Source organism: Streptomyces sp. CRN 30, from assembly GCF_034105845.1.
The window spans coordinates 48,025-71,392 of the sequence record NZ_JAVRHI010000184.1 but is presented as its reverse complement, the minus strand read 5'-3'; the positions used below and the strand labels follow the sequence as shown (position 1 = coordinate 71,392).

Annotated in this window: 19 protein-coding genes and 1 tRNA gene; 4 read left to right on the top strand and 16 right to left on the bottom strand. The window is 72.4% G+C overall.

Annotation, left to right across the window (positions count from 1 at the left end):
- Nucleotides 1-3 precede the first annotated feature (3 nt).
- Entirely contained in the window at nucleotides 4-1,329 is a 1,326-nt protein-coding gene (locus UW392_RS18890) for an extracellular solute-binding protein (protein ID WP_320776198.1), read from the bottom strand.
- 358 nt (nucleotides 1,330-1,687) lie between these two features.
- Between UW392_RS18890 and UW392_RS18885 the strand changes: the two genes are divergently transcribed.
- A complete protein-coding gene (locus UW392_RS18885; RefSeq protein WP_320776197.1) occupies nucleotides 1,688-2,743 on the top strand; it encodes a LacI family DNA-binding transcriptional regulator in 1,056 nt (351 codons plus the stop codon).
- 71 nt (nucleotides 2,744-2,814) lie between these two features.
- On the opposite strand, the gene UW392_RS18880 is transcribed toward UW392_RS18885, so the two are convergent.
- Nucleotides 2,815-3,627, bottom strand: a complete 813-nt coding sequence (locus UW392_RS18880; RefSeq protein WP_320776196.1) for an RICIN domain-containing protein — start codon at nucleotides 3,625-3,627, stop codon at nucleotides 2,815-2,817.
- A 358-nt stretch (nucleotides 3,628-3,985) separates the two neighbouring features.
- Between UW392_RS18880 and UW392_RS18875 the strand changes: the two genes are divergently transcribed.
- Nucleotides 3,986-4,264 carry a hypothetical protein gene (locus tag UW392_RS18875; RefSeq protein ID WP_320776195.1) on the top strand — a complete coding sequence of 93 codons (279 nt, stop codon included), beginning with the start codon at nucleotides 3,986-3,988 and terminating at the stop codon, nucleotides 4,262-4,264.
- A 56-nt stretch (nucleotides 4,265-4,320) separates the two neighbouring features.
- On the opposite strand, the gene UW392_RS18870 is transcribed toward UW392_RS18875, so the two are convergent.
- From UW392_RS18870 to UW392_RS18850, 5 genes are all read right to left on the bottom strand, one after another.
- Nucleotides 4,321-6,999: a hypothetical protein gene (locus UW392_RS18870; protein ID WP_320776194.1), complete on the bottom strand. Its 2,679-nt coding sequence runs from the start codon at nucleotides 6,997-6,999 to the stop codon at nucleotides 4,321-4,323.
- A 231-nt stretch (nucleotides 7,000-7,230) separates the two neighbouring features.
- Nucleotides 7,231-7,303 (bottom strand) — tRNA-His (locus UW392_RS18865).
- 108 nt (nucleotides 7,304-7,411) lie between these two features.
- Complete coding sequence (orn, locus tag UW392_RS18860; protein ID WP_320776193.1) at nucleotides 7,412-8,014, bottom strand: oligoribonuclease; 603 nt, start codon at nucleotides 8,012-8,014, stop codon at nucleotides 7,412-7,414.
- 93 nt (nucleotides 8,015-8,107) lie between these two features.
- Nucleotides 8,108-9,346 carry a helix-turn-helix domain-containing protein gene (locus UW392_RS18855; RefSeq protein ID WP_320776192.1) on the bottom strand — a complete coding sequence of 413 codons (1,239 nt, stop codon included), beginning with the start codon at nucleotides 9,344-9,346 and terminating at the stop codon, nucleotides 8,108-8,110.
- A 386-nt stretch (nucleotides 9,347-9,732) separates the two neighbouring features.
- Nucleotides 9,733-9,984: a hypothetical protein gene (locus UW392_RS18850; RefSeq protein WP_320776209.1), complete on the bottom strand. Its 252-nt coding sequence runs from the start codon at nucleotides 9,982-9,984 to the stop codon at nucleotides 9,733-9,735.
- A gap of 523 nt (nucleotides 9,985-10,507) precedes the next feature.
- On the opposite strand from UW392_RS18850, the gene UW392_RS18845 reads away from it, so the two are divergent.
- Nucleotides 10,508-11,035, top strand: coding sequence for a universal stress protein (locus UW392_RS18845; RefSeq protein ID WP_320776191.1), 528 nt, complete (start codon nucleotides 10,508-10,510; stop codon nucleotides 11,033-11,035).
- A 160-nt stretch (nucleotides 11,036-11,195) separates the two neighbouring features.
- Here UW392_RS18845 and glmS read toward each other — a convergent pair whose 3' ends face one another.
- Together glmS and UW392_RS18835 are read right to left on the bottom strand one after the other, a co-directional pair.
- Nucleotides 11,196-13,013: a glutamine--fructose-6-phosphate transaminase (isomerizing) gene (gene glmS / locus UW392_RS18840; protein ID WP_320776190.1), complete on the bottom strand. Its 1,818-nt coding sequence runs from the start codon at nucleotides 13,011-13,013 to the stop codon at nucleotides 11,196-11,198.
- A 14-nt stretch (nucleotides 13,014-13,027) separates the two neighbouring features.
- Entirely contained in the window at nucleotides 13,028-13,285 is a 258-nt protein-coding gene (locus UW392_RS18835; RefSeq protein WP_320776189.1) for a hypothetical protein, read from the bottom strand.
- 165 nt (nucleotides 13,286-13,450) lie between these two features.
- Between UW392_RS18835 and UW392_RS18830 the strand changes: the two genes are divergently transcribed.
- Nucleotides 13,451-15,019 carry a metallophosphoesterase family protein gene (locus UW392_RS18830; RefSeq protein WP_320776208.1) on the top strand — a complete coding sequence of 523 codons (1,569 nt, stop codon included), beginning with the start codon at nucleotides 13,451-13,453 and terminating at the stop codon, nucleotides 15,017-15,019.
- Nucleotides 15,020-15,023: 4 nt separating this feature from the next.
- Here UW392_RS18830 and UW392_RS18825 read toward each other — a convergent pair whose 3' ends face one another.
- From UW392_RS18825 to UW392_RS18795, 7 genes are all read right to left on the bottom strand, one after another.
- Nucleotides 15,024-15,896 (bottom strand): DUF4429 domain-containing protein, encoded by an 873-nt coding sequence (locus tag UW392_RS18825; RefSeq protein WP_320776188.1) that lies wholly within the window; start codon nucleotides 15,894-15,896, stop codon nucleotides 15,024-15,026.
- Nucleotides 15,897-16,004: 108 nt separating this feature from the next.
- Nucleotides 16,005-16,439, bottom strand: a complete 435-nt coding sequence (locus tag UW392_RS18820) for a GNAT family N-acetyltransferase (protein WP_320776187.1) — start codon at nucleotides 16,437-16,439, stop codon at nucleotides 16,005-16,007.
- Between the two features lie 67 nt (nucleotides 16,440-16,506).
- A complete protein-coding gene (locus tag UW392_RS18815) occupies nucleotides 16,507-17,559 on the bottom strand; it encodes an ABC transporter substrate-binding protein (RefSeq protein ID WP_320776186.1) in 1,053 nt (350 codons plus the stop codon).
- A gap of 120 nt (nucleotides 17,560-17,679) precedes the next feature.
- On the bottom strand, nucleotides 17,680-18,840 hold the full coding sequence (locus UW392_RS18810; RefSeq protein WP_320776185.1) for an acyl-CoA dehydrogenase family protein: 1,161 nt from the start codon (nucleotides 18,838-18,840) through the stop codon (nucleotides 17,680-17,682).
- 5 nt (nucleotides 18,841-18,845) lie between these two features.
- Entirely contained in the window at nucleotides 18,846-19,766 is a 921-nt protein-coding gene (locus UW392_RS18805) for a hydroxymethylglutaryl-CoA lyase (RefSeq protein ID WP_320776207.1), read from the bottom strand.
- An 8-nt stretch (nucleotides 19,767-19,774) separates the two neighbouring features.
- Entirely contained in the window at nucleotides 19,775-21,688 is a 1,914-nt protein-coding gene (locus UW392_RS18800; protein WP_320776184.1) for a biotin carboxylase N-terminal domain-containing protein, read from the bottom strand.
- Nucleotides 21,689-21,702: 14 nt separating this feature from the next.
- The gene (locus UW392_RS18795; protein ID WP_320776183.1) at nucleotides 21,703-23,322 is read right to left on the bottom strand and encodes a carboxyl transferase domain-containing protein; all 1,620 of its coding nucleotides are present in this window, start codon (nucleotides 23,320-23,322) and stop codon (nucleotides 21,703-21,705) included.
- Nucleotides 23,323-23,368: the final 46 nt, after the last annotated feature.

Here is a 23,368-nt window from a genome sequence, read left to right as displayed (position 1 = left end):
CGGTCACTGGTCCAGGTTGTTGTCGATGGTCTTGGTGGCCGTCTCCCAGGCCTCCTTGGCCGACTTGCCCTGGGTGACCAGGACGACGCCGTTGTCCGTCAGACCCTGCTGGATGATCTGGTCCTTCGGGCCGATGACCTGGGTCGGGATGGTCTCGGCGGCCTTGGCGAAGATCTCACCGATCGGCGAGTCACCGGTCAGGTCGTTCTTGGCGTCCTTCACCTGCGGCAGGCTGTACGCGCCCGTCGCGCTCGGGAAGCTGCCCATCTCACCGAAGAGCTTGGCCTGCTGCTCCGGCGCGGTCAGCCAGGCGGCCAGCTTCTGCGCCTCCTCGACGTTCTTGCCGCTCTTGGGCACGCCCAGGAAGGTGCCGCCCCAGTTGCCGGACTTCGGCGCCGCGGCCACGTCCCACTTGCCGGCCGCGTCGTCGGCCGACTTCTCCTTCAGGGTGCCGAGCATCCACGGCGGGCAGACCACGGTGGCGAACTTGTTGTTGGCGATGGTCTGTTCCCAGGACGGCTGGAACTGCGTCTGGGACTGGACCAGGCCCTCCTCGGCCGCCTTAGCGGTCAGGTCGAAGGCCGACTTGACCGCCGGGTTGGTCTTGTAGATGACCTTGCCGGAGGTGTCGTAGAACTTCTCGGACTCGCTGCTCAGGATGGCGTTGATCATGCCGCCCGGGGAGTCCATGAAGAAGGTGCCCTTCGGGGCCTTCTCCTTGTACTGCTCACCGGCGTCGACCAGCTTGCTCCAGTCGCCCGCCCAGAGCTTGCCGACCTCCTCGCGGTCGGTCGGCAGACCCGCCTTCTCGAACAGGTCCTTGCGGTAACAGATGGCCATCGGGCCGATGTCGGTGCCCAGACCGATGGTCTGACCGTCCTTGGTGGTGGCCTGCTTCCACTTCCAGTCCACCCAGTCGCTGCTCTTCACCCCCTCGATCTTGGACACGTCGACGAACTTGTCCGCCTGGGTGTCGACCACCTCGGCGATGTTGCCGACTTCGATGGCCTGGATGTCCTGCAGACCGCTGTTGGTGGTGAGGTGGTTGAGCAGAGCGGGGTAGTAGTTCTCGTTCCGCTCGATGACGGTCTGCTCGATCTTGATATCGGGGTTGAGCTTCTCGTACTCCTTGTAGAGGCCGGCCTCTTGGAAGCCCATGGTGCCGAAGAGTCCCAGGGTGATGGTGGTCTTGCCGCTGCCGCCGCCGGACGACGAGCTCTCCTCGTCGCCGCCGTCGTCGGCACAGCCGGCCAGCAGCCCGGCGCCCAGCGCGGCCACGGCCGCCATGGCCAGCGCCCGGCGGGCGGTTGTCGTGCGTGCTGCTCGCATTGCTCCTCCTGTTGCCCTGACGTGCCGACCCCCCGGCCAACTGCATTGTTGGGCCCGTTTGTTCATCGTCGTTCTTCGCTGCGGCTCGGGCGGGGAACGTGCGGGATGTGTAAGTGCCAGGTACTGTGGGAGCGCTCCCACAAGTGATGTGTTGAAGATTCGTCGGTCCGGGCGAGGGTGTCAAGGGAGCGGACACCGTGAGATGCGTTCAGTTATCGGCCTGTTAACTGGAGTTGGCGCGAACCTCACCGCGCGGACCGTCCGGGCCACCGGCGCGGGCGCGGTCATCAAACCGGACGAGCCTGTTAAATTCCAGGCCAGCCGCACCGTGCGGCGGGTCGAGATGGAGGCGGAGCCGATGGCAAGCCACGGAACGCGCGGGCGGAGCGGTGGCCGGCCCACCCTCGAAGAGGTGGCGGCACGCGCCGGAGTCGGCCGTGGCACCGTCTCCCGGGTGATCAACGGCTCGCCCCGGGTCAGCGACGCGACCCGCGCCGCCGTCGAGGCCGCCGTCGCCGAACTCGGTTACGTCCCGAACACCGCCGCCCGCGCGCTGGCCGCCAACCGCACCGACGCGATCGCCCTGGTCGTCCCCGAACCGGAGACCCGGTTCTTCTCGGAGCCGTACTTCTCCAGCATCCTGCGCGGCGTCGGCGCCGAGCTGGCCGACACCGAGATGCAACTCCTGCTGATCTTCGCGGGCAGCGACCGGGAGCGGCAGCGGCTCGCCCAGTACCTCGCCGCGCACCGCGTCGATGGCGTCCTGCTGGTCTCCGTCCACGCCGACGACCCGCTGCCCGACCTGCTCTCCCAGCTGGAGATCCCGGCCGTGATCAGCGGCCCCCGCTCGGCCGCCGAGACCCTGGCGTCCGTCGACTCCGACAACTACGGCGGCGCCCGTTCCGCCGTCGAACACCTGCTCTCCCGTGGCCGGCGCCGCATAGCGCACATCACCGGCCGCCTCGACGTCTACGGCGCCCAGCGACGTATCGAGGGCTACCGCGACGCCCTGCGCGACGCCGGCCACGCACCCGACGAGCGGCTGATCGCCCCCGGAGACTTCACCGAGGAGGGCGGCCGCCGCGCCATGACCGAACTGCTGCGCCACCGCCCCGACCTCGACGCGGTCTTCTGCGGCTCCGACGTGACGGCGGCGGGCGCCCGCCAGGTCCTGCGCGAGGCCGGACTGAGCATCCCGCAGGACGTGGCGCTGGTCGGCTACGACGACTCCGCCATCGCCCGCCACATGGACCCGCCGCTGACCAGCGTCCGCCAGCCCATCGTGGAGATGGGCCGCGCGATGATCGACCTGCTCCTCACGGAGATCGCCGACCGGCGCCCGGCCGCCTCGCGGGGGCTGGAGCGGCACCAGGCGGTACTGGCGACGCAGCTGGTGGAGCGCAAGTCGTCGTAACCCCGGCGCAAGTCGTCGTGACCCCGGCGCGGGGGACGGCCCTCGCGCCGGGGCGGTGCGACCCGATCGGGTCAGGAGAAGACCCACCGCTGGGCGGTGTTCGCGTTCTCGCCGCACGTCATCACCTGGAGCCGGGCGTCGTCACCGGCGGACACGCCGCCGTTCACGCCCAGGCACAGGTTGCTGGCCAGGTTACGGAAGGCGTACGTGCCGCCCGCGCGTGACTCCAGATACCAGAGGTGGTTGTCGTTGCGGGTGGTGTTGCAGGGGAACTCCGCGACCTGGGTGCCGGGTGAGACGGTGCCGTAGTTCGGCAGGTCGAAGCAGAGCCCGTCCTTCACGTTCTTGATGACGAACAGGGCGGCACCGCCGGGCCCGCCGTCCGCGTCCGCGACGTTCAGGTTCCACTGCTGGTTGTCGCTGCTGCCGGGCCGGCAGATGTACTGGGTGACCGGCCCGTTGACCTTCCCCGTGCCGTACGCGGGCAGATCCGCGCACTTGCCGGTCGCGGTGTTCTTCAGCAGCACGGCGTACTGGCTGGACGCGGCGTTCAACCGCTCGCGCAGGGTCGGCCCGGTCTCCTTCTCCGTGGTCGCCTTCTTCTCCGTCGTCGCCTTCTTCTCCGGCTCGGCGTCCTTCGTGGCCTTCGTCCTCCCGGCGGCCGGTTCCTTCTCCTCCGCGACGGCCGGGGGCGCGGCCACCGCCCCGGCGGGTGACGCGGCCTTCGAGGGCGACGTGGACTTCGACGGGCTCGGGGACGCGGACGGCGACTCCGACACCTCCGCCCCGGCGAGGCCGTCACCGGGCGCCTCGGGCGCGAGCGGCGTCCCGCCGACCGGCGCGGTGGCGACGGAGTCACTGTCGCCGTCGCCGAGCCCCGACACCAGGAACGGTACGGCGATCAGCGCGGCCCCGGCGACACCGGCGGCGACGAGGAGGGGGGCGCGGCGGCGGGGGGAAGGGGGAGGGGCGGTGGGGGAGAGGGAGGAGAGGGACGCGGGTCCGGCGGTTGCGGTTGCGGCTGCGTTCTTGGCGTTGCCTGCGGCCGTGGTCCTCCTCGGGGCCTTGGCTCCGGTGGGCTTCGCCGAGGCGGGTCTGGCGGTGAGGGGGGCGGAGCGGGGGCGGACGGGGGACGGGGAAGAGGCGGGGGGTGCCGATTCCGGGGCGGGCGCGGCGGGGGCCTCGGCCGACGTGGCCGGGACCGTCTCGGTCGGTGTATCCGGTGTATCCGGCGTAGCGGGTGTGGCCGGCGTATCCGGTGCCGAGGTTGTCGACGTCTTCGAGGACGCCGGCGGTGTGGCAGGCGGCGGTGTGACGGGCGGCGGCGGTGTCGGCTCCGCCGAGGACTTCGCCTTCGGCTCCGGCTTCGGCTTCGGCTCCGCCTTCGTCTCCGTCGTCGTGGCCGGCACGTCCGGTGTACGCGGCGCCAGCGCGGCGCCGGGATCCTCGTCGGGAGCCGGTACGGCCACGGCCCGCCGGACGGCGATGGGGGACGACGTCCCGGCGGGCGGTCGGTTCTGACGGGGCATGAACACTGCTCCTTGTCGGGGGGTGGGGCGGTGCTTGTCAGGAATGGCTCAGTGGACGCCGACCGGTCCGGCGCAGCGGTCCGGCCAGTCGCCGGGACCGGGCGCCGTACGGCCCGCGAGGACGTGGTCGAGACGGGCGAGCGCGGTCTCGTCCACGTCATCGAGGACGGTCGACTCGGTGGGTACGTCGGGGAGCTGGCGCAGCAGGACGAGCGGAGCCGGGCTGTCGCTCCGTACCGCCAGTACCTTGAAGGCGGTGCCCGGGGCGAAGACGACCTCGTCGCCGTCCGCCCGCAGCCCGCGCACCCGGCGGCCGGTGAGGGACCAGATCGCGTAGCCCACGCCCGCGACCGGCTCCTCGCCCGGTGCGAGAGGGAGGCAGCTCAGCGGCGCGGGGTCGCGCAGGACGGCGCCCGGCCGCACTCCGGCGAGGGCGGCCGGGGTCGCCGGACCACCCGGGCCGCGTACGACGGCGCCCCGGTGCGCGGGCAGCCGCGCGAGCCCGGACGCGAGGCATCCGGCGTACGACAGGAAGCGCTTCTCGCCCGCCCGCAGCGACTTCGTCAGGTCGGTGTGGTCGTGCGGGCCGCCGTCGTCACGGAGGTAGGTGCGGACCGCGATCAGATCCACGCGGGCCGCCTCCCGTTCGGCCTCGGACAGCCGGTCCAGCCCGTCAAGGCCGTCCAGGACCGGCTGGACCGCGTCGCTCTGCCGGTCCCACTCCGGGTCCATCAGTGACCGGAAGGAGGCGCGCTCGATGACGGAGCCGCGGTGCCGGGGCGTGACGGGGACATCCGGCAGCGGCGCGTCCGGCAGCGACACGTCCGACTGCTCGGCCGATGCGGCTGACGCGGCTGACGGGGTCGATGCGGCAGACGCGCCCGGTCCGCCCGGTCCGCCCGGCTCGGGCATCCCGGCGGAGGCCCCCTTCTCCTCCCCGGCGGCGGCCTCGTCCGTCTCCGCGGTCGTCCCGTCTCCGCGTTCCCCGTCGTCCCCGCCGTCCCCGTCCCCGCCGGAGCCGGTCGCGGACGCCGCCGGAGTCGCAGTCGTCGCGGGAGTCGCCGGAGTCGCGGCCGCCGGTGGCGGCGCTGACAACGATGGCACGCCCGCCGTCCGAGGCCCCGGCCCCGGCCCCGGCGTCGGCGTTGGCGTCGGCGCCGCCCCGTCCGGCCCGGACCCGCTCCCCGCCTCCTGCCGCGCCCCGGGGCGAGACCCCGGCCGTGAACCGGCCGTCGCCGTCGCCGCCCTCGCCGTCGTTGTCGTCGTCGTGAACCGGATGACCCGCAGGCCCTGGTCCGCCGCGAGTGTGCGGAGCGCGAGGCCGCCGTCCGTCGGGGTGCCGTGCACGTGGAGGGCGGTGCGGGCGCGCAGGTCGGGGGAGAGGCGGCCGAGGAGCCGGGACAGGACCGGCCAGAGCGACGCGTCGAGGCGTTCGCCGGCGGTGCCGATCTCGACGGTCGGCCCCTCGACGGCCACGGGGCGCGCGCTGCGCGGCGGTACGGGACCGCCGCGGCGGTCCACCCAGAGCCCGGCCCGGGTGACCGTGGCCCGCCAGGTGTCGGAGAGCAGCAGGACGCCGTCCTCGGTGTCCCGGGGGTCCGGCAGCGGCACCGACCAGCGCAGCAGCCGGGGGAGCGGCGCGGGCACCGGCCGCGAGGAGGCGCCGTCGTCGGGAACGGGGCCGGACGCGGGCCCGGCACCCGCCCCGGCCGGCTTCGGCGGCAGGCACAGTACGGCGTCGACGAAGGGCAGCCAGCGCGGCTCGCCGTCCGTACCGGCCAGCACGGACCGCACCCCGTACGCGCCGAGCGGACTGTCTGCGGCGAAGAGCGGCAGCCCCGTGGTGACCTCGACCTCGGTGTTCAGCAGGCCGGCCACCGCCTGGCCCAGCGGCAGCAGATCCCGCCGTCCGCCGGGGACGAGCCGTACGCCGGTCCGGACGGCGGCGGGCAGCGTGGCGAGGACCTCGGCGACCTCGCCCGGCAGGACGTCCTCGCCCCAGGGCACGCCGACGACGACGGCGGGGCGCCGGGGGTCGACCGGGACGGCGTGGAAGAGGTCGCCGGGCCGGGGCGCGGTCGCCTCGGCGGGGCGGACGAGGAGGCCCGCCGGTATACGGTCCACCACACAGCCGTCGGCCGTGCGCAGCGGCGCGTCCCGCAGCGCGTCGTGCCAGTCGGGCGCCGGGGTGCGCGGCCCGAGCGCCTCGGGTTCCTTCCCCGGTGCGAACCGCCACCAGTCGCCGTCCCCGGGCGGTACGAAGACCGAGCCGCCCGGCACCACGAGCACCGGCCCGTCGGGTGCCTCGACCTCCAGGCCCCAGCCGTCGGCGATGCGCCGGGCGGGGGCGGGCCGGCCGGGCCGGTCGTCCCCGGCGCGGGACATCACCAGCCGCACGGAGCGCGTGCCGGCCTCCCGCAGGGAGTCGAGGACCTCGCTCAGCCGCTCCCACAGGCCCGCCGCCGCGTCGTTCCCGGCGACGGCGACGACCGTGACGGTGCCGTCGTTCCTGGCGCGCAGGGCGCGGGCGAGGTCGGCTATGTCGGCGGTGACCAGGGTGTCGTCCGTGGGCGGGCGGAGCAGCAGCAGGCCGTCGTGGTCCTCGACCAGGACCCGGGGCCCGGTCCCCCCGGCCGGGGCGGGCCGGGCCGTCCCCTGTCCGGGACCGCCGTCCGGCGCGGTGGCTGGCGGGCGCCGCCGGGACCGGCGGCCGTTCCAGAGGCTCATGCCGTCGCCTCCCCCGGCACGCTCGCGCGTGTCCCCGTACCGCACCCGAATCTCAAACCGACCCCACCGACCACGTAGCTGCTCCGCAGGCACACAAGAAGCTCACCAGACTCGACCAACTCCGGACACTACTGGTTGCGTTGGAACTGCATGTGAATCGAGTGAATCGCTCAGAGAGAACGGAAAAGCCCCCGGCGCACGTTTCCGTGCGTCGGGGGCTTCCCTTGTCAGGGTGAGTGACGGGACTTGAACCCGCGACTTCCTGGACCACAACCAGGTGCTCTACCAGCTGAGCTACACCCACCATGACCGGCGCTGGGATTCGCGTGGTCTCCCTGACCGGCCGAGAAAAAGTGTACAGGGTCCGAAGGGGTGCTCGCGCACGCCTTTCTGGGCGGGCGCCTGAGGGCCCTCAGTGGGCGGGCAGCACGTGCTTCGCGGCGATCGCCTTCGCGGTCTCGGAGTCCGGTCCGGGCTGCGGCACGAAGACGGCCTCGCGGTAGTAGCGCAGCTCGGCGATGGACTCGCGGATGTCGGCGAGCGCCCGGTGGTTGCCGTTCTTCTCGGGACTGTTGAAGTACGCCCTCGGGTACCAGCGCCGGGCCAGCTCCTTGATCGAGGAGACGTCCACGATGCGGTAGTGGAGGTAGTCCTCCAGCGTCGGCATGTCGCGGAGCAGGAAGCCGCGGTCGGTGCCGACCGAGTTCCCGCACAGCGGCGCCTTGCCGGCCTCCTTGACGTGCTCCCGCACATAGGCGAGGACACGCTCCTCGGCGTCGGCGAGCGTCGTGCCGTGCTCCAGTTCGGCGAGGAGGCCCGAGGCGGTGTGCATCTGCCGCACCACCTCCGGCATCGTCTCCAGAGCCTGGTCCGGCGGACGGACGACGATGTCGACGCCGTCGCCGAGGATGTTCAGCTCGGAGTCGGTGACGAGGGCGGCCACCTCGATGAGAGCGTCGTCGGACAGCGAGAGGCCGGTCATCTCGCAGTCGATCCACACCATGCGATCGTTCATGCGAACACCCTAAGGCTGGCGTCCGATTTTCATGCCCTCGTGACCGGCGTCACCTCGTGGGGACGCCGGTCACGGCCGCTCGGCTCCCGGCGGTCAGGGCGCGCTGCGCTGTCCCGGCAGGCTCGGCCGGCTGCCCGCGTAGGCTCCCTCGCGGCCGGTCTCGGCGGGGGCCGCCGCGGCCGGCAGAGGGGCGGGCGTACGGCGGTTCTGGAACGGCACCCCGCCCTCCGGGTGGAGCCCGGCGGGCGGCGGGCCCATGGCGTCGGCCGGTACCGGGGCCCGTGCCTCACCGCCCTCCGGCGGACGGTCGCCCTGCGGCCGGCGCGCGCGGTACGCGGCCCGGTACGCCGCCGGGGACGAGCCGAGCTGGCGGCGGAAGTGGCCGCGCAGCGCCACCGGCGAGCGGAAGCCGCAGCGCCCGGCGACCTCGTCCACCGAGTAGTCCGACGTCTCCAGGAGCCGCTGCGCCTGGAGCACCCGCTGGGTGATCAGCCACTGCAGGGGAGCGCTCCCGGTGAGCGAGCGGAAGCGGCGGTCGAAGGTGCGCCGCGACATGTACGCGCGCGCGGCGAGCGTCTCCACGTCGAACTGCTCGTGGAGGTGCTCCAGCGCCCAGGCGACGACCTCGGCGAGCGGGTCGGCGCCGATCTCCTCGGGTAAAGACCGGTCGAGATAGCGCTCCTGGCCGCCGCTGCGGCGCGGCGGGACCACCAGGCGCCGGGCGAGCGCGCCCGCCGCCTCGTTGCCGTGGTCCGTGCGCACGATGTGCAGGCACAGGTCGATGCCGGCCGCGGTGCCCGCCGAGGTCAGTACGTCACCGTCGTCGACGAACAGCTCGCGCGGGTCGACGTGGACCGACGGGTAGCGCTTGGCGAGCGTCGGCGCGTACATCCAGTGGGTGGTCGCGGGGCGGCCGTCCAGCAGCCCGGCCGCGGCCAGCACGAAGGCGCCCGTGCAGAGCCCCACTATGCGGGCGCCCTCCTCGTGGGCCCGGCGCAGCGCGTCCAGGGCCTCCTCCGGCGGCGGCGAGGTGATGGACCGCCAGGCGGGCACCACCACGGTCCCGGCCCGCGAGATGGCCTCCAGGCCCTGGGGCGCGGTGAGTTCCAGGCCCCCCGTGGTCCGCAGCGGACCGTCCTCGCCGGCGCACACCAGCAGCCGGTAGCGCGGCACTCCGGCGTCCTGGCGGTCGATCCCGAAGACCGACAGCGGTATGGAACTCTCGAAGATGGGGCCGCCGCTGAACAGCAGCACCGCGACGATCTCCTTGCGGCGTCGCCCGGACAGCTTCCGGGTCGCGGCTTCCGGCGCGGCAGTGGAGTCGTGGCTCATCCTGCTAAGCCCCCCTCGGTGGTCGCGGCGCCCTGGTCCCTTCGGGTCTGTCGCTCCAACACGTTTCCCCTCGGTCCTGCACGAGTCCCCCGCCGTAGACAGTCAAGATCGAATCTACTGCGTCCCGTCGCGCCGGAGTGGCCGGTTCGGCACTTGGGACATTGTCGACATGGCAACTTGGCGTGAAGCATTCGATCACGAAGCGTTGCACTCCCGGGCGTCGCAGGGAAGTGCGCCTTGTGGCGGTGGCCAATCCCCGTAGGGTGCGCGGGGTCCCCGAGACCCTTTTTGTGCAGGTGGAACGGTCATTGGGGGGTGGTCCGGAGGGGGAATGCGCCAACTGTCGAAGTTGGCTGAAAAGAAGCGGGCGCGTGCGCGGAAACCGGTCAGGTGACCGGTGTGTTTCCCCCGGAGTGCCGGCCGCTCCCGCGCGCCCCCGGAGCGGCCCGGTGGTGGCGTCCGCGACGGGCCGCGCCCGCCGCGTCCGCGCCGGCCTCGGAACGGCGCAGCAGGACCCGGCAGGCCGCGGTGACGGCCGCGAGGCCGAGGGCCGTACCGGTGGCGCCCGCGAAGGAGCCACCGCACCACAGGAGCACGACCGGGACCAGCAGGCAACTGAAGGCCGCCCAGCGCACCAGGTCGGTGACGCCGTCCCGGGAGCGTTCGGCGGGGTCGGACGCGCCGGACGCGCCGGACGCGCCGGGGTTGCCGGAGGTGCCGGGAGTGGCCGTGCGGGAGGGGGCCGTGCGGGAGGGGGCCGTGCGGGACGGGGCCGGGCGGGCCTCGCCGAGGGGGCGGGGGTGGTGCGGCGGGTGCATGCGTACTCCCTGAGGGTGATCCACAGGGATTCAACGCGCGTCCGGCCGGTCGGTCACGCCACGTCACGTCCATCCCCGAACCGGCCGCCCAACGGGGCGTACGCGCGCGTGAATCCTGTGCGAACCGCCTGTACAGCGCAGCAACCATTGCGTACCGGGCGCCCCCTCGTGCATGCTCCGGTGAACCCCGGCGTGGACCCGGCCGGGGAACCGGGTGAAGGAGGCGTGCCGCCGTACCCTTGCGGGTAAGGGGTTGGGAAGTAGATTCCCGGACACAGCTCCGCGACACAGCTCCGCCGCACCTGTCGTCCCCTCCATAAAGGATCTGAACGCCGAGACAGTCATGGCCGGTCACGAATCTTTCGAACCCGCGGACCGCAAGCGGCCGGTCGCCGATCCGACGGCGGCCGATCCCCTGGCGGAGCAAGAGCCACGCCATGCGTGCGACCCCGCCTTCAAACACGGCGTCGTCGTGGGCTTCGACGGCTCCACGTCCAGTGAACGCGCGCTCGCGTACGCCATCGGCATGGCGCGGCGGCAGGCGCAGGGCCTGATCATCGTCCACGTGGCGAACCGGCTGCCGACCACGGTGTGGGCCGGCTGCGAGCCGCCCGTCTTCGTGGACGTGCCGGACCACCGCACCGAGGTGCTGGGGCTGGAGCTCGCCTGCGCCGACTATCTCGCCGAAGTGCCCTGGATCCTCGTCGAGCGGGGCGGGGACATCTGCCACGAACTCGAAGAGGTGGGGCGGGAGTACGAGGCCGACGCGATCGTCGTGGGTTCCACCCACGGGCTCGTGGGGCGGATCTTCGGGTCGGTCGCGGGGCGGCTGGCCAAGCGGGCGCAGCGGCCTGTGATGGTCATTCCGTAGCGTTCGAAGCTACTGGCGCGTAGAGGTGTTTGTACCTTTGTGAAGGGTACGTAACCGTCGTGCGTGTCGGGGAGTTGGGCGGCTGCCCCGGCGATCCGACGGCCCTCCACGTGTATCGGTGGCACACGTGGGGGGCCGTTCGGTGTTCGCGCCGGTGTTCTTACTCCACCGTCACCGACTTCGCCAGGTTCCGCGGCTTGTCGATGTCGCGGCCCAGGGCCAGGGCCGTGTGGTAGGCCAGGAGTTGGAGGGGGATGCCCATCAGGATGGGGTCGAGTTCGTCCTCGTTCTTCGGGACCAGGATCGTGTGGTCGGCCTTCTCCTGGGCCTGGTGGGCGACGGCGAGGATCTGGCCGCTGCGGGCCTTGATCTCCTCCATCGCGGCGCGGTTCTTCTCCAGCAGGTCGTCGTCGGGGACGATCGCGACCGTGGGAAGGGCCGGTTCGATCAGGGCGAGGGGGCCGTGCTTCAGCTCGGAGGCCGGGTAGGCCTCGGCGTGGATGTACGAGACCTCCTTCAGCTTCAGGGACGCCTCGCGGGCCACCGGGTAGCCCCGGACGCGGCCGATGAAGAGCATCGAGCGGGCCTCGGCGTACTCGGCGGCCAGCTGCTTGATCTCCTCCTCCTGCTTCATGACCTCGGAGATCTGCGCGGGCAGCTTGCGCAGACCCTCGATGATCCGCTTGCCGTCGCGCACGGAGAGGTCGCGGGTGCGGCCGAGGTGCAGGGCGAGCAGCGCGAAGGCGACCGTGGTGTTGGTGAAGCACTTGGTGGAGACGACGCAGACCTCGGGGCCCGCGTGCACGTACATGCCGCCGTCCGCCTCGCGGGCGATCGCCGAGCCGACGACGTTGACGATGCCGAGGACCCGGGCGCCCTTGCGCTTCAGCTCCTGCACGGCGGCGAGGACGTCGTAGGTCTCGCCGGACTGGGAGACGGCGACGTAGAGGGTGTCGGGGTCGACGACGGCGTTGCGGTAGCGGAACTCGGAGGCAGGCTCGGCGTCCGCGGGGATGCGAGCCAGCTCCTCGATCATCTGGGCGCCGATCATGCCCGCGTGGTACGAGGTGCCGCAGCCGAGGATCTTCACGCGGCGGATCAGCCGGGCCTCGCGGGCGTCGAGGTTGAGGCCGCCGAGGTGCACGGTGGAGAAGCGGTCGTCGATCCGGCCGCGCAGGACGCGGTCGACCGCCTCGGCCTGCTCGTGGATCTCCTTGTGCATGTAGGTGTCGTGGCCGCCCATGTCGTAGGAGGCGGCCTCCCACTCCACGGTGGTGGGCTCGGAGGTGGTCCGGGTGCCCTCGGTGGTGTAGGTGCGGAAGTCGTCGGCCGTGAGGGTGGCCATCTCGCCGTCGTCGAGGGTCACTATCTGCCGTGTGTGGGTGACCAGCGCGGCGATGTCCGAGGCGACGAACATCTCCTTCTCGCCGATGCCGAGGACGACCGGGGAGCCGTTGCGGGCGACCACGATGCGGTCGGGGAAGTCGGCGTGCATGACGGCGATGCCGTAGGTGCCCTCGATGACCCGCAGGGTCTCGCGGACCTTGTCCTCCAGGGAGCCGGCCTGGGCGCGGGCGATCAGGTGGACGAGGACCTCGGTGTCGGTCTCGGAGAGGAACTCGACGCCGTCCGCCTCCAGCTTGCGGCGCAGCTCGGCGGCGTTGTCGATGATGCCGTTGTGGACGACGGCGACCTTGTTGTCGGCGTCCATGTGCGGGTGGGCGTTGACGTCGGAGGGGGCGCCGTGGGTGGCCCAGCGGGTGTGGGCGATGCCGGTGGTGCCCTTGAAGCGCGCGGGGACCTTGGCCTCCAGGTCGCGGACCCGGCCCTTGGCCTTGACCATCTTCAGGCCCGCGGCCTTGGGGGAGGTCACGACGATGCCCGCCGAGTCGTACCCCCGGTACTCCAGGCGCTGGAGGCCCTCCAGGAGCAGGGGCGCCACGTCGCGCTTCCCGATGTAACCGACGATTCCGCACATGGATGTGTTGTCCCTCAGCCGTAGACGATGCGGCGCAGCTGGCGGAGCGTCAGCTCCGGCGGTGCGACCGCCCGGTATGTGAGTTCCGCCCTGATCCGTTCGAAGATCTCCGCGTTCACCAGGCCCTGGGCCTGGAGCTCGCGGTGGCGGCGACGGACGAAGTCCTCGGTCGTCTCGTCGAAGTAGGCGAGCACGTCCTGGATCACCCGCAGCGCCTCGCCCCGGCCGAGGGGTGTGGACCGCGTCAGATGATCAACCAGTTCGTCGTGCACTCGGTAGATCCTGGGGCAGTGCCGGTGCTTTCGCAAGAATCCTGCCCGATTTCGGGCAAGTGGCTGTTGAAACTCTCATGAGGGGCTGTTCGCCGGCTGTCCACCCTGTGGCCGAAATACCGTTGCCTGGGGAGACGAGTTTCAGACGCCATGGACATACCTCGCATGGGCGTTCCCGAGCAGCTCGCCGCCCGGATGAGCATGGCGGAACAGCACGAATACCTTCGCTCCCGGTTCTCGCGCCGCACCCTGGTGCGGGGCGGCGCGGTCACGCTCGGTGCCGTCGTCGGCGGCGCCTACGTGGCCGGCGGAACCGCCCAGGCCGCCGTACCCACCCAGAAGCCGGCGAGCACCGAGACCGTGGACGGCGCGCTCGTCGCCCCCTTCGGCCGCCACCTCGCCTACGGCAACGACCCGCGCACCGAGATGACCGTCTCCTGGCAGGTCCCGGTCGCCGTCAAGAAGCCGTTCATCCGGATCGGCGCCCACCCCTGGGACCTCTCCCGCAAGATCGACGCCGAGGTCCGCGCGCTGCACACCCCGGCCGGCGTCGGCACCAGCGGCGACCACACGCAGTACTACCTGCACGCCAAGCTCACCCACCTCAAGCCCGGCCGCACCTACTACTACGGCGTCGGCCACGCGGGCTTCGACCCCGCCCAGGCGCACCTGCTCGGCACCCTCGGCACCTTCACCACCGCCCCGTCCAGGGCCGAGCCCTTCACCTTCACCGCCTTCGGCGACCAGGGCGTCAGCTACCACGCCCTCGCCAACGACGGACTGATCCTCGGCCAGAACCCGGCCTTCCACCTGCACGCCGGCGACATCTGCTACGCCGACCCGGCCGGGCAGGGCAAGACCTCCGACACCGGCTTCGACTCGCGCACCTGGGACCAGTTCCTCGCCCAGACCGAGACGGTCGCCAAGCAGGTCCCGTGGATGGTCGCGTACGGCAACCACGACATGGAGGCCTGGTACTCGCCCAACGGGTACGGCGGCGAGAACGCCCGCTGGGAACTGCCCGACAACGGCCCCGACCAGGACAACCTCCCCGGCGTCTACACCTTCGTCCACGGCAACACGGCCGTCATCTCGCTCGACGCCAACGACATCTCCTTCGAGATCCCGGCCAACCTCGGCATCTCCGGCGGCACGCAGACCACCTGGCTGGAGCGGAAGCTCAAGGCGTACCGCGCGGACAAGGACATCGACTTCGTCGTCGTCTTCTTCCACCACTGCGCCTACTGCACCTCCACCGCGCACGCCTCCGAGGGCGGCGTCCGCGACGAGTGGGTGCCGCTGTTCGAGAAGTACACGGTGGACCTGGTCATCAACGGCCACAACCACGTCTACGAGCGCACCGACGTCATCAAGGGCGGCGAGGTCGTCAAGAAGCTCCCCGTCGGCGGCACCGCCTACCCCGAGACCGAGGGCGTCGTCTACGTCACCGCGGGCGCGGCCGGCAAGAGCCTCTACGCCTTCAGCGCCGACGAGTCCTACGAGGGCAACGTCAAGGACGACGCGTCCGAGTCCGTCTCGTCCTTCGTCTGCGTCGACGGCGGCAAGCAGAGCGAGACCGTCGCCTGGTCCCGGGTGCGCTACCTCGACTACTCGTTCCTGCGCGTGGACGTCACCCCCGCCGCCCGGGGCCGCACCGCCACACTGAAGGTGCGGGGCATCGCCGAGACCGGCGAGACGGTCGACCACTTCACGGTGGCGCGCAAGGCCAGGTGACGGCTCACATCCGCTTGAGCACCGCCGCCTTCGCCAGGGCGAACTCGTCGTCCGTCAGCACCCCGTCGCGGTGCAGCGCGCCCAGTTCGCGCAGCCGCCGCAGCAGGGCGTCGTGGTCGTCCTCGGCGGCCGGGAGGGAGCCGGCCGCCGAGCCCGGCGCGAGCGCCGGCTCCCGCCCGGCCGGGTGCGGCAGCCGGGCCTGCACGGCGGCGGCGACCAGCGCCATCAGAGGGTCCTTCTTGAACCCCCACAGCTCCACGGCGTTGGGGTCGTACTTGGGCGGGGCCTTGGTCGGCGCGCCCGGCACGGTGAACCGCAGGTGCCCGTTGTCCAGCCCCACCGACGGCAGCCACTCCACGGCCGTTATGTCCGCGAGGGCGAGGGTGCGGGGCCCCGCGGACACCTTGGCGTCCTCCGTCTTCCAGTTCCACTCCAGCCGGACCCGCTCGCCGTCGAAGCTCGCCGTGCCGTCCCCGGCGGAGACGGCGAGCGGCACGGCCGGGCCCGGCAGCAGGTACTCGCCGACCGGGTCGGCGGGGACCTCGTCCAGGAGCAGCGCGTTGCGGACCTCGTCGGTGAAGTACTCGGCGACGCCGTAGCGGTCGGACTCGACGAGCAGTTGGTAGGGGTCGTTCGGCTCGGTGAGCCGCCCGCCGGTGGCGTGCAGCAGCGGGTCGGCGCCGTCGCGCAGCCGCAGTCGCAGCCGCCCGGTCCGCTTCCCCTGCTCGAAGGAGATACCGGCCAGCGCGCCCAGCGGGACGACGAGTTCGCCCAGTTCCTTGCGGAGCAGTGCGACGTTCTTGTCCCGGCCGGGGGTCAGGCGCAGGGCGTCCCCGTCGAAGGCCCAGGTGCCGTCCTTCTGGATGATTTCCGCCATGGAGGGGATTGTCCCCCGGCGGACGCTCCGACGGGCACCCCGGAGGACCGTCTCCGGAGTGCCCGTCTGCTCTGGGGGCGCCCGTCCGTCCGGACGGGCGCGCGGGGCCTACGCGGCCACGCCCGTCGTCGTCGCGAAGAACTGCTCGCGGGTGCAGACGCCGAGCACGGCGGTGTCGACGTCCGCCTCCACGACGACGCGTCCCACCGCCGGGTCCTCGAAGAGGTGCGCCAGTACGGCGGTGAGGACGGAGCGGGCGGACGGGTCGCCGGGGGTACGGGTGGGCGGGGTGAGGAACCGCAGCCCGAGGTCGCCGGGGCCGGCCTCCTCGAACGTCTCCATCAGGAACGCCGGTTCGCCGTCCCGCAGGCCCAGGACGCCCCGGCGGTGCTCGTCGGCGGCCATCCGCATGCAGGCGCGCTCGACGTCCACCAGTTTCGCGTCCCGGGCCATCCAGCGGCCGGTGGTCCTGGGGTGGGTGACCCACCCGTGCACCAGCTCGGCGTCCCGCAACGGGTCGAGGGCCCGGAAGGTGACGGACATGCGAAGCCTCCTGACGTCCGGCGACGGTCGACTTAGGTTAGCCTAACCTAAGTCGACCGTCATCGGGTCAGCCGACCTTCTTCGCGTTCTCGATCGCCTCGGCGAGATTCGTCAGCAGCGGCGTGCACTTGTCGTAGGACAGGATCGGCTCCGGGGAACGGGCGATGACCTGGCCGGCCTTGACCGCGGGCAGCTTCTTCCAGGTGCCCTCGGTGATGTCGGCCGGCTGGATGGTCGAGGAGCGGTCGTCCATGATGATGACGTCGGCCGGGTACTTGTCGACGTTCTCCCAGCTCAGCGACTCGAACCAGCCGCCGGTCGCCTTCTTCGCGGACTCCGGGGGCTCGACGAAGTTCACGCCGAGCGCCTTGAAGTACTCCAGGTCGACCGAGAGGTTCGTACCGGAGACGTAGAACAGCTCGGCGCTCGCGGAGCCGGCCAGCACACGGATCTCCGGGTGGGCCTTCGCGGCCTTGCGGAGCCGCTCGGCGGCCTCCTCGAACTTCTTCTTCGCCTGGACCGTCGCGTCGGCCTTCATGTCCGCGCCGAGCGACTCGGCCAGCTCCCACATCCGCTGGAGCGGCTCGGTCAGCTGCCGGTCGAAGACGGATATCGCCACGCTCGGCGCCAGCTTCGCGATCTTGTCCTTGGAGTCCTCGGGGACGGACCAGAGGGTGCCCGCGTCGTCGAAGGTCGTCGTCACGAGGAGTTCGGGCGCGAGGGCCGCGTACTTCTCGACGTTGAGCTGGCCCCAGACGTTGCCGAGGACCGTCACCTTGTCGACGTCCATGTCGCCGGCCTGGACGTCGGGCTTGCCGTCCTTGGTCGTGGTCGGGCCGAAGACGCCCTTGACCTCGATGCCGTAGTCCCAGAGGGCGGCGGCGACACCGGTGAAGGCGACGATGTCCGCGGGCACCTTGTCGAGCTTCACCGTCTCCCCCCGGTCGTCCTTGAACGACCAGGGGCCGGACTTCGCGGCGGTGTTCCCGCCGCCCGAGCCGGACCCGTCGGAGTCGTCGTCCCCGCAGGCGGCGAGCACGGCCCCGAGGCCGAGGGCGCCGCCGGCCGCGAGGATGCCGCGGCGGGTCAGGTGGGTGGCTCTGGCGCTGGCGTTGGACATGGGTGGCTGCCTTCGAACGGGGCGGAGCACGTCCGCCGGACAATTCGAACGAAGGGTAGCCTAAGTTCGGACCGCCGGACCCGCCGGACCCGGCGGTCCGGCTCACCGGGTCCGCCTGGTTCAGCTCACCAGGCCCAGCTCCCGTGCGATCAGCATCCGCTGCACCTCGCTGGTGCCCTCGCCGATCTCCAGGATCTTGGAGTCCCGCCACATCCGGGCGACCGGGTACTCGTTCATGAACCCGTAGCCGCCGTGCACCTGCGTGGCGTCCCGCGCGTTGTCCACGGCGACCGTCGACGAGTACAGCTTCGCCAGCGCCGCCTCCTTCTTGAACGGTTCGCCCGCCACCAGCCGCGACGCCGCGTCCCGCCAGGCCAGCCGGGCGGTGTGCGCCTTCATCTCCATGTCCGCGATCCTGAACTGGACGGCCTGGTTGGCGCCGATGGGCCGGCCGAAGGCGTGCCGCTCCTTGGCGTAGCGCACCGACTCGTCCACACAGCCCTGGGCCAGCCCCGTCGCCAGCGCGGCGATGGCGATCCGCCCCTCGTCGAGGACGCGCAGGAACTGCGCGTAACCCCGGCCCTCCTCGCCCAGCAGGTTCGCGGCCGGCACCCGTACCTCGTCGAAGGAGAGCTCCCGGGTGTCCGAGGCGTTCCAGCCGACCTTCGAGTACGGCGGGGCGACCGTGAACCCCGGGGTGCCGGACGGCACGATGATCGAGGAGATCCGGGGCGCCCCGTCCGGTTTCCGTCCGGTCACCGCCGTCACCGTCACCAGAGCGGTGATGTCCGTACCGGAGTTGGTGATGAAGCACTTGGTGCCGTTGATGACCCACTCGTCCGTCGCCGCGTCCAGGCGGGCCGTCGTGCGGGTCGCGCCCGCGTCCGAACCGCCGTCCGGCTCGGTCAGTCCGAACGCGCCGAGGATCTCGCCCGCGCACAGCCTCGGCAGCCAGGTCCGCTTCTGCTCCTCGGTGCCGAACAGGTGCAGCGGCATCGCGCCCAGCGAGACACCCGCCTCCAGGGTGATGGCCACCGAGGAGTCCACCCGGGCCAGTTCCTCCAAGGCGATGCCGAGGGCGAGGTAGTCGCCGCCCATACCGCCGTACTCCTCGGGGAACGGCAGCCCGAACAGGCCCATGCGGGCCATCTCGCGGACGATCTCGTAGGGGAACTCGTGCCGCTCGTAGAGGTCGCCGATCTTGGGGGCCACCACGTCGTGGGCGAACTCCTCGACGGTACGGCGCAGTTCCTCCAGTTCGGGGGAGAGCCTGTGGTCCATGCTGATCACCGGTCCTTGTGGGTCAGGGCGCGTACGGTGCGGGAGGGGCTGGGGCGGCCCAGCCGGTCGGCCATCCAGTCGCTCGTGGCGACCAGACGGTCCAGGTCGACCCCGGTGTCGATGCCGAGGCCGCGCAGCATCCACACGAGGTCCTCGGTGGCGAGGTTGCCGGTGGCCGACTTCGCGTACGGGCAGCCGCCGAGGCCGCCCGCCGAGGCGTCGACGGTGGTGACGCCGTGCTGGAGCGCGGCGAGGGTGTTGGCGAGCGCCTGCCCGTACGTGTCGTGGAAGTGCACGCCGAGCGCGCCGGCCGGTACCCCCTCGGCGGCCAGCGCGTCGAGCAGGGCCGTGACATGGCCCGGGGTCGCCACGCCGATGGTGTCGCCGAGGCTCAGCTCGTCGCAGCCCAGGTCGAGCAGGGCCCGGCAGACCCGCACCACCCGCGCGACGGGCACCGCGCCCTCCCACGGGTCGCCGAAGCACATGGAGAGGTAGCCCCGGACGTGGACGTCCGCCACCTTCGCGCGGGCCACCACCGGCGCGAACATCGCCAGTGCCTCGTCCACCGTGCGGTTCAGGTTGGCGCGGGCGAAGGACTCGGTGGCGCTGGCGAACACGGCGACGCGGCGGGCGCCGAGCGCCAGGGCGCGGTCGAGACCCCGCTCGTTGGGGACGAGCACGGGCAGCGCCACCGGGAGGGCCGCCACCCGCGGGTACAGCTCCTCGGCGTCCGCGAGCTGCGGCACCCACTTCGGGTGGACGAAGCTGGTCGCCTCGATCGTGGTCAGGCCCGCCTCGGCCAGTCGCCGGACGAACTCCGCCTTGACCTCCACCGGAACGGTCGCCTTCTCGTTCTGCAGGCCGTCGCGCGGGCCGACCTCGTGGATACGGACCCGGGCGGGCAGACCCGGCGCGGGGATCTCCATCGGCAGCGTCACTGTTCCTCCTCGGCCGGTGCGACGACCGCCAGCACCTGGTCCATGGCGACCGTCGTGCCCGGGGTGACGTCCAGCTCGGTGACCGTGCCGGCGTGCGGGGCGGAGATGACGTGCTCCATCTTCATCGCCTCGACCACCAGCAGGCTCTGACCGGCGCTCACCTCGTCGCCGACGGCGGCCTTCACCACCGTCACCGTCCCCGGCATCGGCGCGGTCAGCGAGTCGGCGCCCGCCCGGTCCTGGCCGGTGAGGGAGGCGGTGACCGGGTCGTGGTCGCGCACGTGCCAGGCGTCGCCGTCGCGGCCGAGCCGGTCACCGGCCCGATGGAAGGTGTGCCGGACGCCGTCCAGCGTCACGGAGACCGTGTCGTCGGTGACGGTGTGGGTGCCGCGCGGGGTGTACTCGACCGGCTCGGTCACCTTCAGGTGGAAGGCGGGCGGCTTCGGCTCACCGCCCGCCCGCCACCCGTCCGGCACCGAGAAGGGGTCCGTCCAGCCGTCACCGGCCGGTGCCAGCGCGTGCAGCCGTACGGCCGCCGCCGCCTCGTACACCTCCTCGGGGACCTCCCCGCCGACCAGGGTGTCCAGCGCGCGCTCCACCAGCCCGGTGTCCAGTTCGCCCGCCGCCACCGAGGGGTGCGCGAGGAGCCGCCGGAGGAACCCGGCGTTGGTCGGCACGCCCAGCGTCACCGTCTCCGCCAGGGCCGCGCGGAGCTTCTGAAGCGCGGTCGCGCGGTCGGGGCCGTACGCGATCACCTTGGCCAGCATCGGGTCGTACAGGCTGCCGACCTCCGTGCCCTCGTCGAGCCCGGAGTCGGTGCGGACGCCGTCGCCGTCCGGTTCGCGGAGGCTGAGGACCGTGCCGCCGGTCGGGAGGAAACCGCGCGCCGGGTCCTCGGCACAGAGGCGGGCCTCCACCGCGTGCCCGGTGAGCACCACCTCGTCCTGGGTGAAGCCGAGCGGCTCGCCCGCCGCCACCCGCAGCTGCCACTCCACCAGGTCGAGCCCGGTGACGAGTTCGGTGACCGGGTGCTCCACCTGGAGGCGGGTGTTCATCTCCATGAAGCAGTACGAGGACGGGTCGCCGCCGGGGACGATGAACTCCACGGTGCCCGCGCCCCGGTAGCCGCAGGAGCGGGCCGCCCGCACCGCCGCCTCGCCCATCGCCGCCCGTGTCGCCGCGTCCAGCAGGACGCTCGGCGCCTCCTCGATCACCTTCTGGTGCCGGCGCTGGAGCGAACACTCCCGCTCGCCCAGGTGCACCACGGTGCCGTGGCCGTCGGCCAGCACCTGGATCTCGATGTGCCGGGGCCGGTCCACCCACCGCTCCACGAGCAGCGTGTCGTCCCCGAAGGAGGCGCGGGCCTCCCGGCGGGCCGCGGCGATCTCCTCGTCCAGCGCCGTCAGGTCCCGCACCAGCCGCATGCCCTTGCCGCCGCCGCCCGCCGACGGCTTCAGCAGCACCGGAGCGCCCAGCGCGCGGGCCGCCTCGGCGAGGTCGGGGTCGCGGCCGCCGGGGACGACCGGCACGCCCGCCGCGCCCACCGTCTCCTTGGCCCGGATCTTGTCGCCCATCAGGGCGATCGCGTCGGCGGGCGGACCGACGAAGACCAGCCCCGCCGCCTCGCACGCCCGCGCGAACTCCGCGTTCTCGGAGAGGAACCCGTACCCCGGGTGGACGGCCTGCGCGCCGGTCCGCGCGGCGGCCTCCAGGAGCCGCTCCGCCGAGAGGTAGCTCTCCGCGGCGGGCGGCGGCCCGATCCGGACCGCCGTGTCGGCCTCCCGGACGTGCCGGGCGCCGGCATCCGCGTCGGAGAAGACGGCCACCGAGCGCACGCCCAGCGCCCGCAGGGTGCGGATGACGCGGACGGCGATCTCGCCCCGGTTGGCCACGAGCACCGTGTCGAACATGCTGTTGCTCCCCCTCACATCCGGAAGACGCCGAAGCGCGGTTCACCGAGCGGCGCGTTGCCGCACGCGGTCAGGGCCAGCCCCAGCACCCGGCGGGTGTCGGCGGGGTCGATGACGCCGTCGTCCCAGAGGCGGGCGGTGGCGTAGTAGGCGTTGCCCTGGCGCTCGTACTGCTCGCGGACCGGCGCCTTGAAGGCTTCCTCCGCCTCGGCCGGCCACTCCTCGCCGCGCGCCTCGGCCTGGTCCCGCTTGACGGTCGCCAGCACGGACGCGGCCTGCTCGCCGCCCATCACCGAGATCTTGGCGCCGGGCCACATCCACAGGAAGCGGGGGGAGTAGGCCCGGCCGCACATCGAGTAGTTGCCCGCGCCGTACGAACCGCCGATCACCACCGTCAGCTTCGGTACGCGCGTGCAGGCGACGGCGGTCACCATCTTCGCGCCGTGCTTGGCGATGCCGCCGGCCTCGTAGTCCTTGCCGACCATGAAGCCGGAGATGTTCTGGAGGAAGACCAGCGGGACGCCGCGCTGGTCGCACAGCTCGATGAAGTGGGCGCCCTTCTGCGCGGACTCGGCGAACAGGATGCCGTTGTTGGCGACGATCCCCACCGGATGCCCGTGGATCCGTGCGAAGCCGGTCACCAGCGTCTGCCCGAACTCCGCCTTGAACTCCGCGAACCGCGAGCCGTCCACCACGCGCGCGATGACCTCCCGCACGTCGTAGGGGGTGCGGGAGTCGGCGGGCACGACACCGTACAGCCCCGACGGGTCGGCCTTCGGCTCGGTGACCGGGCGGACCTGCCAGGGCAGCGGGCCGCGCGCGGGCAGCGTGTCCACGATGGTGCGCACGACGCGCAGCGCGTGCGCGTCGTCCTCGGCGAGGTGGTCGGTCACGCCCGACACGCGCGCGTGGACCTCGCCGCCGCCCAGCTCCTCCGCGGTGACCACCTCACCGGTGGCCGCCTTCACCAGCGGCGGTCCGCCCAGGAAGATCGTGCCCTGGCCGCGGACGATCACCGCCTCGTCGCTCATCGCCGGGACGTACGCCCCGCCCGCCGTGCACGAGCCGAGGACCGCCGCGATCTGCGGGATGCCCGCGGCCGACATCCGGGCCTGGTTGTAGAAGATCCGCCCGAAGTGGTCCCGGTCGGGGAAGACCTCGTCCTGCATCGGCAGGAACGCCCCGCCCGAGTCGACCAGGTACAGGCACGGCAGCCGGTTCTCCAGGGCCACCTCCTGGGCGCGCAGGTGCTTCTTGACCGTCATCGGGTAGTACGTGCCGCCCTTGACGGTGGCGTCGTTGGCGACGATCACGCACTCCCGGCCGCTCACCCGGCCGATCCCGGCGACCACCCCGGCGGCCGGCGCCTGTCCGTCGTACATCCCCTCCGCCGCCAGCGGCGCGAGTTCCAGGAAGGGCGACCCGGTGTCGAGGAGGCGGTCCACGCGCTCGCGCGGCAGCAGCTTGCCGCGCGCGGTGTGCCGGGCGCGGGCCCGCTCGCCGCCGCCGAGGCGGGCCGCGGCCAGCCGGGCGCGCAGCTCCTCGGCCAGCGCGCGCTGCGCCTCCTCGTTGGCCCGGAAGGCCGCCGACGCGGGGTCGGCCGCGCTGGTCAGCTCCGGCGCCTCGTCGTGCATCTCGCGCCCCCTGTCTCGGTGAGCCCGTTGTTAATGAGCGTTAACA